This is a genomic window from Bifidobacterium sp. ESL0820, from assembly GCF_052606235.1.
Genome location: NZ_CP199594.1, coordinates 1,720,171 through 1,736,400, shown reverse-complemented (window position 1 = coordinate 1,736,400; position 16,230 = coordinate 1,720,171). Strand labels below are relative to the sequence as shown.

Sequence of the window (16,230 nt, the reverse complement as noted above, 5' to 3'; positions counted from 1 at the left end):
TCGTCATAAATCGCTAGTTTCCTACATGCCGAATTAATTTGGTTGGTTGAAGTGAGCCAAACGTCTGTCGGAAGTATTGGAACCTAATCATTTAGGCGTTACTGCTGAATTGACTACTTAGAACCATTCCTCATTTAGAATATTCATATCAGTCCAAGGGCATCTGGCACATTCGGATAAGGAATTGCGATGGATGATATTGCTGTTGGTGACGAGCTGATCTATCGGGTGCGGGAGTATGCATCGTCGGAACGTGTTCGTATCGCTGAGATTGATAACAGTAAAAAGACCCCACGCTATGTGGTGGAGTTTCTGGATGGCGAGAAGAAAGGCACACGAGAGAATGTCCCGGGCAGTCGTCTGCGTGGACGGTGGACGGATGTTGAGCGGTATGACGCGCTGATGGCGCAGTGGAAGAGCCTTGAGGGCTATGAGCTTTCCGACATTGAAGAATACGCAGTTGAACGTGTGTTTATACTGTTGATTCCCAAAGAGATTGCGGAACCGGAGTGGTCACCCGTGCATTGGACGACCCGGATTCATAATTCCACCAGGTTGGAGAAGCTGATTGGGGTATCAGCCGAGGACATGCTCGCCCAGGCTCCCGGTTTCAAACTTGATGGAGATGTCATCCTGTCACCTTACGGCACGCTTCGCGTGGCCCAGTACGCATGCCGAGTGAATCCCATACCTGTACTTGACTGGGTAGAACAGGAAGAGAAAGAATACCAAGAGAAATGCCGTATGGGCAGTCCTGCCGTCACCTTGGACAACAAACCCTATACAACGAGTCCTGACTGGGAGTATGAACAATATCTCGAAGATGGCCGTCCCTTGCATGAATTGTTACGCACATGGTGTGGTCAGCGGGCCGTCACCTTGATGGAGCGCGCCGAGGCGGCTGAGGCTGAAGTACACCGACTCAACATATTGATTGAAAAGCTGTTCAATCAGATGAAGAAAAATGGCTTTGAACAAGCAGTTGAGTACATCGAACAGTCCTATGTCAAAGAGCGCATTACTGCGTATAACTATCGCACGATGGTAGAGCGTCCACTTGATCCGTCGGAGATGCCGGTAATTGTCGAATACCGACGTGCCCCACGGTGGTGGGGCTACTAATTCTCCTTCATTAATCGATCAATCAGAGGCTTGAGCTCGGTCTCGGTAGGTTCAGGGACGTTGGGACGTATTGCCCTTAATGGTAGGGGATCGTCCCTGTCGGCCTGAGCGTTGATTTGCTTGGCCCAAGCAAGCATTCGCACTTTTTTCTTGTTTGGTTTCAACGCGGCGGCGGCTTCAATAGCTTGCGCATAGCGGCGCAGCAGCAAGGAACCCTCCCATTGTCGGGACTGCTGATACATCGTCTCAACGATGAAGCGGTCGTGATAGTTTCTCTTTGCCTGTCTGCTGGCAGCAGCAAGGCTTCGTTTACGTTTCTCTGCTTGTACTTTTAACTGCTCCTGCTTGCGTTTGCGCTCAGCCTCCTCATCCCGCCGTCGTTCGTCCATGGCGTCATGGCGCAACTGCATCTCCTCGAGGATCTGCGCAAGATCATCCTCAAGATAGTGATTGTCCGTATCATCCCAGCGATCAGCCCAGAACTTGCCGCCATCGCCGCGCAGGACCAGGCTCAGATGTGTGTCAGGAATCTCATCCTCATCAGGGAACAGGCGGCCACGCCGCGCCCAGTTAATCTCGCTTCTGGTCGGCTCATGATGCTTGTGCAGCGTCTTCTGTTCAAACCATAAGCGATACTCATCCTGACCGAACACGAACATAACCTCATCATGCTTCGGGCCGTCATACCTATACTGGTTAGGGAACAATGGCTCGCCCAATTTCGCCTCGACAGTTACGCCACGTCGTCTAGCCTCAATGACGAGTGCCTCAATCAGAAGCAGCGCACGATGTTTAGGTTCGCCCTTGACTTGGAACGCATCACTGTTCTTGAGTAGTGTGGTCACATCATTGGGATTGCGTAATTGTGCAGACACCGGGATTGGCTTCAGCTTCTTCAACTGCCAAGCAGGCAACGGCTCAAGTCTGACGGCGGCACCACTTTGTCCCCAACTTCTCTCAACCGTAATCTGCATCCCTTCAGGAATCTTCCCCGACCTTTTGGCGAAGGAGGCAAGCCTCTTGTAGTGGTTTATCTTGTCATAGGGAATCGTAATATCATGGGATTCTGCATCCAACAAGGTGATCATCATCTGCTCTGTCGCACTAGGCTTGCGAGCTTTTTGTAAGTGCACCTGCTGAGTTTGCTTACGAGAAGACTTCATGGGCAGTCCTTAAATTGTTTCGTCCAAGTTCAGTTTTTTGGGGCTCAGGAGAATTAGATATAACATGTCAATCACATGGTTAATTCTCGATCGGTTTCATCTCTTCTTACTACCAGCTACGCTCCACATACAAGAAAGTAGACACCAGTTTGAGTAAGCTGCACACACCACTGCAAATTGTACCCATCAACTATCGCTAACCCATGATTCGACAGCACACGCGCCTAGTTTCATTGCCATTAATCATGATTAAAAAACGTTAGGACGACCAATAGTGTTCCAGAGCAGCACCCTAAGCTGAACATCGCCTAACGACTCATCGCGAAAATTCGCTGCGCTTATTGTCCTACCAGGAGGAGTGGGATAATTTCAATTCCAACACTAAGCGCATATCATCTTCAATTTAAGGTAGAAGGAACTGCAAAAAGCTAGAAGTCAGGCGTTGATTACATTCTGAAGTTGGCTCATATCAGAAATCTGTCCATTAGAATCTCGGCATCTGATTAGCTGCCCAAGTACCACCGCACCAATCCAATATGTAACCGTACTATCCACTTACACAACGATGGGCTAGGCCCTGATACAGCTTTGATTCATTTGTCAAATCTCAGTATCTACCGCGCCTACCCAACACCTGATCGTGGGAACCTACTCGCAGCATATAGGCAGCGTCGCCCTCCCTATGCCACACCAGCAGCAGATCTCCAGCATTGCCCACATGGCACTCATACACAGCCGCATAACCTTGCAGCATATGCATTCGATGATGCGTCTTCAATGTATGGAGCGACGCTTCAGAATTCTCCGCTATCAGATCTAGCGCCTCCTCGACCGGCTCTAACGGGACGTGCCTGCGAGCCAGACGCTTCAGGTCTCTCGTAAAAGCACCAGTGGTAACCAGCGCAAGCCTCATCGGTCCGCGCCAGCAGCTGCTAGCACGCCATCCACCAGGTCCTTTCCTGTGGCGTACCCCTTAGTCTTCCCCCTCATGGCCAGACGGCGCGATTCCTCCAAGGCCTCCTCGGTTTCGGCAGGTAGATCCAAGCTGAAGTCCAAGGGGATCCGCTGCTCCCGAATGATCTGCTTGTAAAAGGCTCTGGTGACCGTAGTCATATCCAGACCAAGCTCCTTCACGATACGATCCACCTGTTGCTTGTCCGCATCGGATATACGCACCGTAATCTGAGACATCTTCTCCATCGGAGCCCACCTTCCTCGTTGTCTATAATTTTGCATTAAAGTGCAAAATTACAGCAGATCTCTTACTTTAATGCAAAATTGCAGTGCATGGTAATGCATCAATGCGTATAGTTGACAGCAATGGCACATATCTATTGCTCCATGCTGTGCTGGTCGACTCCGATTACTCATACTTCCAAGCCACCTTCGACGAAGTGGACCTCTACGGAAACGATACCGAGCGGTCTTCCACTACAACCAAATCGCCCGAACGAGAATGACGCCGAACACAGCTGCACTCGCACCCGTATAACAGGCCCCCACACAGCTGATCCATAATGGCTGTGCGAAAGATGAAATAGGGCGCAACTGTGCCCTTACCTGATGCGGCGAGAGCGATTGCAGTCGCCACGTCAGGGAGAAGCTAAGTTATGCCCGTATCCGTCTGACCGCCCAGTTGAACAGTTTGCGTAGTTCCGAGGCTACGAGGACCAGGGAGGCCAGGGCGATGCATTCCAGCCAGGCCTGGGGCTGGAGGGGGACGGTGCCGAAAGCCTCGCCCAGGAAGGGCATGTAGATCACCAGGAGCTGGAGCAGTATGGAGATGCCGATGGCGCCCCAGAGCCAGGGATTGCTGAAGAGCCCCAGGAAGGCCGACTTCCGGGAGGAGCGGGAGGCCAGCGCGTTGAAGAGCTGGGCGAAGACCAGGATGGTGAAGCCCATGGTCCGCGCCTCCCTGATCTGCGCCTCGTGGCCGATCGCCTGGACGGACCTGTCGGTGAAGATGCCGCCGCTCAGGTGCATGTCCATGCCGATCAGGGTGACCGCAGCCATGACCAGGCCTATATAGATGATGTCGATCCACATGTCCCGGTCGATCACTCGGTCATGGATGGAGCGGGGCGGGCGGTCCATCAGATCGTCGGTCTGCGGGTCCACACCCATGGCCAGCGCGGGGGCCGCATCGGTCAGCAAGTTGATCCAGAGCAGCTGGGTAGCCAGCAGCGGCACGGTCACGCCCGCCATGCCGGGCTGAGATATGCCCAGAAGACCAGCGAAGACCACGCCGCCGAAGACCGTGAAGACCTCGCCCATGTTGGAGCTGAGCAGGTAGCGCAGGAACTTGCGGATGTTGTCGAAGATGCCCCGGCCCTCCCGCACAGCCTGGACGATGGTGGCGAAATTGTCGTCCGCCAGGATCATCTTGGCCGATTCCTTGGTGACCTCGGTCCCGGTGATGCCCATGGCCACGCCGATGTCTGCGGTCTTGACAGCGGGGGCATCGTTGACGCCGTCGCCGGTCATGGCCACGACCTTGCCCTGGTCCTGGAGCGATTCGACGATCTTCAGCTTGTGCTCGGGGGCCACGCGGGCGTAGACGGAGACCTTGGAGGTGGTCTCCCGAAGCTGGTCCGAGTCCATGGCATCCAGCTGCTCGCCGGTGCAGGCGGGCTGACCAGGCTTGATGATGCCCAGGTCCCCCGCGATTCTGGCTGCAGTGAGCGGATGGTCGCCGGTGATCATGATCGTTCTGATGCCGGCCTTATGGGCCTGATCCACCGCATGACGGACCTCGGTGCGGGGCGGGTCGATGATGCCGACCATGCCCGTCCAGATCAGATTGCTCTCCAGTCGGGGGCTTTCCTGGATCACCTTGTCGGCAGACAAGCGGACTGCAGGAGCATGCTGAGACTTTTCAGGCAACCGGTCCGTCTGATCCGTCCCGACCGTGCTTGACGGCTCCTCCCCCTCATCGGCTTCGGCCAGCGCCGACAGCTCCTGGTCGGATACAGGCCGGAAAGCCTGCCCCAGAGTCCTGTAGGCATCCGCCGAGAGGCTGCTGACCTGAGCAAGAATCCTCTCCCGATCGGCACTAGTCATAGGCCTGGCCTGGCCGCCTTCGAGAATCCGGTTACATCGGCCAAGCAGCACGTCGGGAGCGCCCTTGCAGAAGAGTCGCGACCGCACTTCGTCGCCATCATTCGGGGCAGCCAGAACCGACATGAGCTTACGCTCGGACGTGAAAGGAATCTCGGCCAGACGACGATAGCCATCAGCCCTGGCATCGGCGCCGATTTTGCGGGCGGCGACAATCAGCGAAACCTCCGTGGGATCACCGACAATCTGCCAGCGGCCCTGCCCGGATCCGGACTGGGCCTGGGAATCCGGTCCGGCCTGGTCCGCCTGCAAATGAAGGTCTCCGTCGTTGGCGACGGCCCCGACCATCAGAGTCTCTGCAACCGCCTCAGCCAATGACGAGCCAATGGTTTCCGTCACTTGGCCTTCAGGCTCTCCGGCCTCGACCGGCTGCATGGCTCCCTCCGGGGCATACCCGGTGCCAGTGAGCCGGACCTGTCCCGAGGGGACGACCACCCGCTCAACGGTCATCTCATTGCGGGTCAGCGTCCCCGTCTTATCGGAGCAGATGACCGATGCCGAGCCCAGCGTCTCAACCGAGCTGAGCTTCTTGACGATGGCATGATGCTTGGCCATACGCTGCACACCCAGAGCAAGGACCACGGTCAGAATGGCCGTCAGCCCCTCCGGCACAGCGGCCACGGCCAGGGAGACGGCCATGAGCAGGGAGTCAATCAGATCCTGGGTTGTCTTGAAGCCTTCCATCAGGGCCAGAGCAGCCAGAACCAGGACAGCAATCAGGCAGACGGCCAGTCCGAGAAGCTTGGAGACCCTGGCCATCTCCTTCTGCAGGGGCGTAGGCTCCTCCTGGGTATCAGCCAGCATGCCGGCGATTTTCCCGACCTGGGTTTCCATGCCGGTGGAGGTGACGATCATGCGTCCGGTGCCCTGGGTGACCGCAGTGCCGTTGAAGACCATGTTGGTCCTGTCGCCCAGAGCTTTGGCCCGGTCAAGCCGACCGGGCCGCTTGCCCACCGGCAGCGACTCGCCGGTCAGCGACGCCTCGGCCACACGCAGGCCCGCGGCCTGGAACAACCTTCCGTCGGCGCCGACCGAATCGCCCTCGGCCAGAACCACTACGTCGCCGGGTACGATCCTGCTGGTCTCCAGGCTGACCACCTGACCGTCGCGCAGAACCGAGGCACGCGGGGCCGTCATGCTCGCCAGGGCGTCGACCGCCCGCTCGGCCTTGGCCTCCTGGGCGTATCCCAGGGCGGCGTTAAGGATGAGGATGATCATGATGACGATGGCATCAAAGGGCAGGGGCTCGCCGCCTCCGGCCGCCGGGTGCGAGCGCTCCACCACCCAGGCCACCAACGAAATGGCCGTGGCTGCCAGAAGCAGATAAACCAAGGGGTCCTTGAACTGCTGGAGGAACTTCCGCCACGCAGGAACAGGAGGCGCCCCAGCAAGCTCATTAGGGCCGAATTCCTCCAACCGGCGAGCCGCCTCGGCCTCGTCAAGACCCCGGTCCGGATCCACGTTCAGGGCAAGGGCAACCTGATCAACCTCTACTGTAGAAGGATCCTTAAGGACAGGGTCATCCACCCCGCTCTTCTGCCCGGAGTCCTGCCCTGCAGCCGGGATCACGCCGGTATCTGTTGATTGTTCATGCTTGGAGTCGCTGGTCAACCCAGTCATGCCACTCTCCTGCTTATGCCACGGAGTAGTCAACGCTTCAGGGGCCCGTTGAAGGAAATCAGAGGCGGCCAGACCAAAACGCTGCGTGGATGTTTACCAAGTTGAATTCACAATATACATAAATATAACCGAAGTCGTCAAGGTCTTTGCTCAAAGACAAAGCAACAGCAATTCCTTTACCGATACACATGAACCGAACTGAACTCGGCTTTAAATACCTCAATCCCTTATTCGCGTCATCTGTTCTCGTTCACTGTCAAGTCTATTAGTTGCATGTGCAGCAGATTGAAAAACCAAGGCAGCTTCGTGAAAACTAGCTAACTACGCAAAATAACTGACCTGCAATAAAACAGTAAAGTCAGTTTTTCATACAACGAATCCAGTAGGTTCTTCATCCTAAACAGCAGCACAGTCCGTCACTATTAGCTCAATTCTTGGCTCCGCCCTACCGGCGGTAAACGGATAGACGATCCGGCCTCGATCGTAGCCACTCCTCTTTCAGTTTGCGTGCATTCAGTCCCTCGTCCTGATCTTTGACCAAGCCTAGAGCAAGCATATCCTGATGGACAAGGGCGGCTCTCGGTTGCTGGCAATATTAACGATGTCGTTCCCCGGTATCTATTTTGTCGAATGACAAAGCCTAATCTCTTCCGAATAAGAACACATAGTCAGCCAAAGAACCCAATACACAATAAGGTTTGATCTCTCTGTAGCCAACTCGCGTAAACATAGTTCGTTTCCCTCTGACTATCAATTGACGGGAGTAATCGCGATCTTACAGATACAGCAACAGGAAAAGAGCTGGTTATACCCCTCAATAAGCGGCTAATTCGATCTTCGCGTCCATGCTCCCAACTCCCGCACTAAATTCCCGGTCCAGCGCCACCATGATGTCATACATTCTGACGCTGCTGATGAATATAAGCCAAGACTGGCCTACAGTCTCGGCTTATATTCTTCCCGTGCCCTTTCAACCTTATCGGTGCTCTAGTTAGCCGCCCATATCTCGCGGACGATTAGAAACACCCGACTCAGAAGACCAAGAGCCCATAAGCGCTCACACCTACAGCTCTTTTATTTATGCTTACTCCACAAACCACACGCAGGAATTTTCTCGTAATTCCTCTTTTTGAAGCTTCTCATCGATATCGTCACTACATAGAACGATCGTCCCATCTATATTGAGACCAACTTTGCCTGGGCCGAAGTTCAGAAGACAATGCAACCCTGTCGAAAGTCTAATATGCAGGATTCTTGGATCACCGTCTTTGAGGATTTCCATAGTGGTAGTACCTTCTGCAACCACCCATTGACGTCGGAGAGCTAAAGCCTTTCGATACAATTCCAGCGCTGAATCCTGCCTACCATCTTCTCTCTGAACCGCATAGGTCGAGAACCAACTTGGTTGGGGAAGCCAGGGTCGGGCATACTTGGCTGAGCTGAATCCGTAAGCGTTTGTCTCCGAAACTGTCCAAGGGAGTGGAACCCTGCACCCATCGCGGCCCCTGACCTTATGATTTGAACGCTCCCAGCTCGGATCCTGAATGTCTTCTTCCTTGATGTCCAAATCCTCTGGCAGGCCTAATTCGTCACCTTGATAGATGTAAGCAGTTCCCGGCAATGCAAGAATGAGCATTCCAGCTGCACGGGCTCGAGCCTGACCCACTGATTGATTGATGACCGGTCGAGTACCGGCAGAAGTTACCCATTCGACCACATCGGCGCCCTTGGGCAAAGCGAGACGCGATGCCACGCGAGGTACATCGTGATTGCCCAATACCCAGCTTGGAGAGCCGCCGACCCTACGGAAACCATTCCATGTTCGTTCAATAGCATCCTGGTATTCCTGTCTATCCCAGTCACACTTAGAAAGAGAGAAATCGAACACTGATCCGAGCTCGTCAGATCTTGCATAGTCATATACCCGATCCGTGATCGGAGTCCAAGATTCCCCCACAGCCATACGGGGTGGGTTATATTCGTTGAAGACCTTACGCCATTCTCGGTAGATATCATGCACCTCGTCACGATCAAACAAAGGATCATCTCCCTTGTCCGACAAGGGCTCCTGATCAGCAGGATCAGGCCTGTCACGCAAGGGTTCAGCTAAATCCTTAGCCAGGCCATGCGACACATCAATACGGAATCCGTCAACCCCATGATCGCTCCAGAAAGCCAGCGTCTTCAGAAAGTCCTTCCTGACCTCTTCGTTGTCCCAGTTGAAATCAGGCTGTTCTTTGGTGAAAAGATGCAGATAGTACCAGCCATCGCCGCACGGCTCCCAAGCACTGCCGCCAACTCCTGAAAGCCAGTTAGAGGGGGGCTGACTTCCATTGGGGCCTTTCCCCTTCCTAAAGACAAACCTCTGACGCATAGGCGAATCAGGTCCATCCTTCAAAGCTTGCTGAAACCAGGGATGCTGATTGGAGCAATGGTTGGGAACGATATCCACAATCACCTTTATTCCCGAATCATGGGCATCGTGCACCAAAGCATCAAAATCATCCATGGTTCCTAGACGCGGATCAACGTTACGATAATCTGCCACATCATAGCCTCCGTCCACTAGAGGTGAAGGATAGAAAGGAGTCAGCCATATAGCATCAACACCTAACTTGGTTAGATAGGGCAGTCCGGACCTCACTCCTCGCAAATCCCCTATTCCATCTCCGCTAGCATCGCGGAAAGACCGGGGGTAAATCTGGTAGACAGTGGCATTCTTCCACCAGTCTGGGTCCAGCATATCGTTGATCATCCATCACTCCTTTACTGAGCCTTCGAGCATCGCCCGTATAAAATATTTTTGTAGAAATATGAAGAGGATCATGGTTGGCGCCATGATGAGCAGAGAGCCTGCGTTGAGCAGAACGACATCTGTCGAATACTGTCCAACGAAACTTTGCAGAGCCCCAGCCATTGTCCGCTTGGTCGGATCATCGATAAGTACTACAGCCAGCAGGAACTGATTCCATGTTGACAGAAAAGTTAGTATTCCCAGCGAAGATATGGCAGGAATCACCAGCGGCAGTTGGATGCTACGGAATATACGTAACTGTCCGGCCCCGTCTAGGCTGGCAGCTTCGATTAGATCACGGGGCATCTGGGCGAAGTAGGTTCGCATCCAGATGACTCCAAACGGCATATTCAATCCGATCATCGGCAGGATCATAGCCAGCCGCGTATTGAGCAATCCCATTGATTGGATTTCATAATACAGAGGAGTTACCAGCACCTCGAACGGCAGCGTCAGCCCTACAAAGAGAAGGGCGTATGCAATCCAACCACCTGCAACATGCAAAGAACCTAGTGCATACCCGCCCATAGCACTGCAGATGAGAGTTACCGGAACCACAGCCACGACCAGGATCACACTGGAAATCAGCAGAGGAGTGATGTTGGCTACTTTCCAAGCAGCAGCAAAATTCTCCCAATGCGGATGGGCGGTAAATTGAATCCCATATGGCATGGAACCTTGAGGCTGTAGTGCAGCTGAAAGCATGCTGATAAAAGGCAAGACACAAAAAATAACAGTGAGCGCCAGCGTCAGATTTCCTAGAACACGGACAGATAAGGACTGCTTCATGCTGCCTCCTCCGACTTGCCCTGAACCAGCCGCTGCAAAGGTCCAACTACAAGCAGGACCAAAATCATGAGCACCACAGCCAGAGCGGAAGCCAAACCGACTTTGTTCTGTGTAAAGGCCAGTCGGTAGACCATAACGCCGGGAACCATCGTCGAATAGCCCGGACCGCCTTGAGTAGCCATAAAGACGACATCGAAACTTGCCAGCGCCGCGACCATGGTCATGGTCAAGCAGACAGCTATCTGACCACGCAGGCCAGGCAGGGTAATATGCCATAACTGACTCCACCAGCCGGCACCGTCAATGCTTGCTGCCTCATAAAGAGATTTGCTGATACTGCCGATACCCGCTGAGAGCAGAACGATACAGAATCCCAGCTGCAACCAAAACCCAATAACTCCAACGGCGTTCAGTGCTGTACGCTGATTTCCTAGCCATGCCGTGGCATGAGAGCCAAGACCCATCGCTTTAAGCATCTGATTAACGATGCCATCCTGAGCCAGCATCCAAGTCCAAGCCACACCTGCCGCGGCTCCAGGTATTACCCTGGGAAGGAACATGCAGACCTGTGCCACAGAGCTGAAGGTTTTGCTGCGAACATCTCGAATGAGCGATGCCAAAATGATACCTAGGGCAACCGGAATCAGCGCAAAGGAAATGATCAAGTAAAACGAATGAGCAATACTGCCTCTCAGGACCGGATCGGTAAAAACACGGATGAAATTATCGAATCCAACCCATGTGCTGGCATCAACCCCATTCCAACTGTAAAAGGAGTACCAAGCAGTCTGAATGATGGGCCAAAAGACGAAAACTATATAGAAAGCGAGCCCAGGCAACAGGAAAAGCCAGCCGATGAGTGTAAGACCAGCTTTATGGCGCCTATGCCCATCTCGCTTGGCGGTGCGAACGGCATTCGAGCAATGTCGCTCCGCACCCGCCTCAGCTTTGAAAGAGGTACTCACTGCATGACCTCTTGCTTATACTCATTTTGAACGTTTTGCGTAAACTGGCTGGGTGAAATACTGCCGTCCACCAGAAGCTGGAAATTAGGCACCAGAGCACTGGCCTGAAGACCGGCAGTGGCATTATTAATGAAATCAGTAGAGTTCCCAGATTCAAACACATTCAAGTAAGAATCGAACATGCTCTTCTGCAGATCATTTTTGGCCTTGGGCACGGTCTGTCCCTTGACCGTCTTGGGGAAGTAACCGCTGACATCAGCAATTATCTGACGGGCCTCATCGCTCTGTGTGTAATTAAGGAAGCAAGCCGCTGCATCTTTCTGGGCCGAGTTTGTCGGGATACCAAAGAAACTTCCTCCATTGGCTGCAATATTAGGCTTTTGATCCGCCGAATTGGAAGGGAATGGAACGAATTGGACATCAGCTCCCAAAGAGTCGTTCATCTGATCCAGGTTCCAATTCCCGCTGGGGAAGAACACACCCTGGCCATTGGCAAATCTATTCAGCGCTGAAGAACCGTCAACGGCATTGACATCAGAAGGCAGATACCCGTTCTTGCTCCAGCTCTGAATCCGCTCGGCAGCCTTTTTTGCTCCCTTGGTATCGAAAGTGGATCCGTCCCGCTGCAAAATCCAGTCGGTTACTGTTTTCAAAGAGTCATTGTTGACCATCATAGCCTGGAAGATGTAAGAAATACCCCCATCTTTTCCATTAATCATCACGGGAATCTCACCGGCATCTTTAACTTTGGCCATGTCTGATTCCAAATCATCCATAGTCGTTGGCACCTTCTCGATACCAGCTTTTTTCAACAACTTGGTATTTACATACATGCCAGCGACCGAATAGGAGTTGGGAAGCGCATAGAGATTGCCCTTACCTACCTTGCCTGCTCCGTCAGCGCGGTACAGCTGGGTCTGCGACTGCGGAACCTTCCAGCCGTATGCCTGAACGTAAGGTTCAAGAGAGATGACGTGCTTTCCCTTGACAGCAGAGTTGACATCAGTGACACGAGCAATATCTGGAGCATCCTTAGACGCAATAAGACGAGGACCGTTTTGGGATGTTACATTGTCCGGATCGTAATGCGCTTTAATTTTGATCTTCGGATATTTCTTTGTAAACCCTTTAATCAGCGCATCGTCTACAGTCTTTAGACCTGCACCATCCCAGAGTGTCAGACTGTAGCTCTTATCACCCAGATCGGTGCTGACAGAATCCGGTTCGTTGCTTCCCGCCTGCTTGTCTGAACCCCCAGGTCCACAGGCTACGAGCGAAACCGCTAATCCGACGGACAGCAGCATCGCTGCCCCATGTTTAAAGAACGACTGCATCTTTCCTCCTGCCGTACAGATGTTCACTTCGTCGATGAACTTGCACAACCGATATTATATTTGATATTGCTATATTTATGACATCATTTTTTCTAATTTACTCTCCGTTTGTAATATCGGTTGCACACAGTATATAAACGTAATCCAGCTCCTGTCAAATTGTTCCCACCTTTTCCTATGCCGAACAAGCCTCTTCACCTTCTTCGCCGAATCAAAGTTCAGCAATGACAACGCCTTAATTCATGCTGTAAAATCGGTTGTGTTCTAAAGTAACCACAACAGAGGCATATACATGCGAGAACCGACCATTTACGACGTCGCAAAAAAAGCGGGCGTCTCCCCGTCAACAGTCTCTCGCGCATTACACGGTAAAGATAGAGTTTCAGCCGACACAAGGAGTAAGGTTTTCCAAGCCAGTGAGCAGCTTGGCTTCACGGCATCCAAGGAAGCCTCGAGACTGAGAAGCGGGAAAACCGGGCGAATTGCCCTGATTGTCGGCAACCGAATGTCAGGATGGTACAGCTCAGAATTAGCTGAAGGGGTTTATTCCGCCCTGAGCAACGAAGGCTATGATTTGCTCTTCTATCGAGTTGCGGACCGAAAGCAACGCGCTGATTTCTTCTCTTCAATGCCGATCAAACGCAATACGGATGCTGTCATCATTTCTTCCTTCGCTCTAACTGAGAATGAAGGACAGTCTCTACGTGATGTGGGAGTACCCATCGTAGGCGTCAACACTATGCACCTCAACGACCGTTATAGCATGGCATCCATAGGCGTAGATGAAATCTCCGCATTGAAGAACCTGATTCATCGCCTCTGCGTCATGGGGCACACGCGTATCGCTTTTATCCAGACGACTCCGATAAACAAGGATTTCGTCTGGGATGCCGACCAGCGGATTGAAGGATACCGTCAGGGAATACGAGCTGCTGGCATTACCCATCGAAAAGATTACGAGATTCCCGTTCCCCATAGTTCTGAAGCAGGCAGCATTGCAGTCAGCGCCATACTTGCCTTAGATCCTCAGCCAACAGCCATATGCTGCATCAGCGACGAAGTGGCAATTAGCCTGGTACATGAATTACGGCGTTACGGAGTACGTGTTCCGGATGATATTTCTGTCGTAGGCTTTGACGACCGTGAGATGGCGGCTCCGCTCGGCATTTCGACGATCAGGCACCGTCCCGACGAATATGGCAAAACGGCCGGACTGATGGCAGTACGACTGGCCCGCGGGGAGACATTAGACCAGTCAAGAATAGTTGCGCCTGCTTCTCTCATTCTACGAGACACCATCGGCCCAGCACGTCACATCAATTAACAGGTAGGACCTCCAGGCTCGTCATATGATCGTAGGCGGATCCTCTAGGAGGTCAGAGCTGTGATGATGCCCTGTTCCGCTCTCCCAATCCAGCTCGGCGACACCACTGGCATCTTCGGGTATGGCTGCTTTCATAGGATTAAAAGTGAGTTGAATCCTGCTCGTTTCACCTTTCCACCTCAGAAAAAGAGGGCCTTTATCAATTAATTCGTAGGAAAACTCTCCATCAAAGGCATCTAATCGATTGCGCAGCTTACACAGGGCATTGAGAGCCTTGACCACGGGGCGCCGAAGAGCCAGGTCGATTTCAACTACTGAATATGCATGCCGATTAATATCTCTCCCATTGCCAGTCCGCTTGAGAAGCTCCATATCATTCTCCCCTGCCAGAGCACCGACATAGTAAACCTGAGGAACCCCTGGCAGGAAGAATTGGACAGCCCGAGCCGCTAGATAAAGATGATCATCACAACCTAAAGCTGAGTAGTAAGTTGAATTGATCTGATAAAGATCCAGATTACTGGCAGCCGCGCCAGTAGCCGCCTGAGACTGACCCGCAGTTTTCTGATGAATAGTGCGCACTAAGGCATCCACTGCCGCATCGTTAACTAGACCCTTTAAACTTCTGTCCGTCTGATCGGAACCGATATCTATAACCCCAATGCCGTCGTGCGTATCCAGAACATTGATGGAGTTGCTGGGCCGCACACTTATCCAATGCGCCAGTGCCTGCAAATCTCCGCTATAGAGCGAATGGAGAAGAAGGGCAGGCAATGCAAAATCGTAGACTCGGTCGACTTTGGAAGCTATCTCTATCTGTTTTTTGTAATAGGAATGGACCTCTATCAGAGTTTCAAGACCGCGCTTTTCTGCCTCTTGCTTGATAGATTCAATCAGACGAAATGTCTTGGGGATCATGAAACAGCTAGTTCCGGCTTGTTTGGCGCCATAACCAACAGCATCCAGTCGGATATATCGCACTCGACCTTCTGCAAGTCTGTCAAGAATCGACAGGATGTAGCTCCATCCCTGCTTGCTGTCAGTGTCAATGTCTACCTGCTGAGGTGTAAAGGTCGTCCAAACCAGTCTCGTCTTCTCTGCCCAAGAGTATTGGGAAAAGGGCAGGCCAGGACGAGGACGATATATCCCTGATAGATCTTCTTCAGATGCACCATCAGGGAAGACTGATGACATAGTCAGGAACATATCATGGAAAGGGCTGTCTTCACCGCGGCGCATAACATCCTGGAATTGCTCTGATTTCCATGACATGTGGTTGACAATGGTATCCACCATGATTCCATGAGTACGGCTAAGCTCCCTGACATCATCCCAAGAGCCAAGACGTGGGTCTACCTTTGTATGGTCAATCGGATCAAAGCCAGCATCTGCCCCGTCATAAGGAGTAAAAAATGGCAGAATATGAACGCCACAATAAACTCCAGCAAACCTAGTCCGCAACATTTCGGTCAGTGATGCCAAAGTTCCATCGCCAAAGCGATCCGCATAGGCAATAAGTTGAACCGTGTTTTCCATTATTCCTCCGAGTACAGTCAGCAACCACGCTTGATCATCATTGTAAAATCGATTTTACAAGTATCTAACAAGGCTACGACAGAGCATCGAGCTAACGACTCTGGCTAGACAGACAAGAAGCAGGATTAATTGATTAGGTTCTAACCAGAGCCTGAAGTCATCAATCAAGTTCGAACAGCCGAAAAGTTCAGCAGATCATTAACGCAGTTTTAGAATCATGAATATATTGAAATTGGAAAGATCTAATATATGATCCTTCTAAGCTAGGCCATCGCCTGCCACAAACCGATTCCACTAGCCTGCACAGAATCATGCGGGACACCTCCAGCCGCACTTCTTCTGTCCATCTTCTCACCAGAACCCAGGATTCATCCCGAATATGCCGATCCTTGCCCAGCGAATCGATCCACAACTCTTACCAAACAATCAGCCATCCCCATCATCATGACCAATATTGAGCATTCCT

Annotated in this window: 11 protein-coding genes; 2 read left to right on the top strand and 9 right to left on the bottom strand. The window is 52.4% G+C overall.

Annotated features, from left to right (window positions below; all coding sequences use genetic code 11):
• Window positions 1-189 precede the first annotated feature (189 nt).
• Window positions 190-1,122, top strand: coding sequence for a hypothetical protein (locus ACUIAH_RS06795; protein ID WP_445340783.1), 933 nt, complete (start codon window positions 190-192; stop codon window positions 1,120-1,122).
• On the opposite strand, the gene ACUIAH_RS06790 is transcribed toward ACUIAH_RS06795, so the two are convergent.
• From ACUIAH_RS06790 to ACUIAH_RS06755, 8 genes are all read right to left on the bottom strand, one after another.
• Window positions 1,119-2,285 carry a hypothetical protein gene (locus tag ACUIAH_RS06790; protein ID WP_445340782.1) on the bottom strand — a complete coding sequence of 389 codons (1,167 nt, stop codon included), beginning with the start codon at window positions 2,283-2,285 and terminating at the stop codon, window positions 1,119-1,121. The genes ACUIAH_RS06795 and ACUIAH_RS06790 overlap by 4 nt on opposite strands.
• A 607-nt stretch (window positions 2,286-2,892) precedes the next feature.
• Entirely contained in the window at window positions 2,893-3,198 is a 306-nt protein-coding gene (locus ACUIAH_RS06785; protein ID WP_445340781.1) for a type II toxin-antitoxin system RelE/ParE family toxin, read from the bottom strand.
• Complete coding sequence (locus ACUIAH_RS06780; RefSeq protein WP_445340780.1) at window positions 3,195-3,476, bottom strand: type II toxin-antitoxin system RelB/DinJ family antitoxin; 282 nt, start codon at window positions 3,474-3,476, stop codon at window positions 3,195-3,197. Before ACUIAH_RS06780 ends, ACUIAH_RS06785 begins: the two co-directional genes overlap by 4 nt.
• Before the next feature lie 417 nt (window positions 3,477-3,893).
• Complete coding sequence (locus tag ACUIAH_RS06775; protein ID WP_445340779.1) at window positions 3,894-7,022, bottom strand: cation-translocating P-type ATPase; 3,129 nt, start codon at window positions 7,020-7,022, stop codon at window positions 3,894-3,896.
• Between the two features lie 1,084 nt (window positions 7,023-8,106).
• Complete coding sequence (locus ACUIAH_RS06770; protein WP_229132143.1) at window positions 8,107-9,777, bottom strand: glycoside hydrolase family 13 protein; 1,671 nt, start codon at window positions 9,775-9,777, stop codon at window positions 8,107-8,109.
• A 3-nt stretch (window positions 9,778-9,780) separates the two neighbouring features.
• Window positions 9,781-10,605, bottom strand: coding sequence for a carbohydrate ABC transporter permease (locus ACUIAH_RS06765; protein ID WP_029678292.1), 825 nt, complete (start codon window positions 10,603-10,605; stop codon window positions 9,781-9,783).
• Window positions 10,602-11,462, bottom strand: a complete 861-nt coding sequence (locus ACUIAH_RS06760) for a carbohydrate ABC transporter permease (protein WP_445341571.1) — start codon at window positions 11,460-11,462, stop codon at window positions 10,602-10,604. Before ACUIAH_RS06760 ends, ACUIAH_RS06765 begins: the two co-directional genes overlap by 4 nt.
• A 104-nt stretch (window positions 11,463-11,566) precedes the next feature.
• Window positions 11,567-12,904, bottom strand: coding sequence for an ABC transporter substrate-binding protein (locus ACUIAH_RS06755; RefSeq protein ID WP_445340778.1), 1,338 nt, complete (start codon window positions 12,902-12,904; stop codon window positions 11,567-11,569).
• 292 nt (window positions 12,905-13,196) lie between these two features.
• Here ACUIAH_RS06755 and ACUIAH_RS06750 point away from each other — a divergent pair, with 292 nt between their 5' ends.
• Complete coding sequence (locus ACUIAH_RS06750; protein WP_029678295.1) at window positions 13,197-14,228, top strand: LacI family DNA-binding transcriptional regulator; 1,032 nt, start codon at window positions 13,197-13,199, stop codon at window positions 14,226-14,228.
• Between the two features lie 21 nt (window positions 14,229-14,249).
• On the opposite strand, the gene gtfA is transcribed toward ACUIAH_RS06750, so the two are convergent.
• Window positions 14,250-15,764 carry a sucrose phosphorylase gene (gene gtfA / locus ACUIAH_RS06745; RefSeq protein ID WP_445340777.1) on the bottom strand — a complete coding sequence of 505 codons (1,515 nt, stop codon included), beginning with the start codon at window positions 15,762-15,764 and terminating at the stop codon, window positions 14,250-14,252.
• Window positions 15,765-16,230 lie beyond the last annotated feature (466 nt).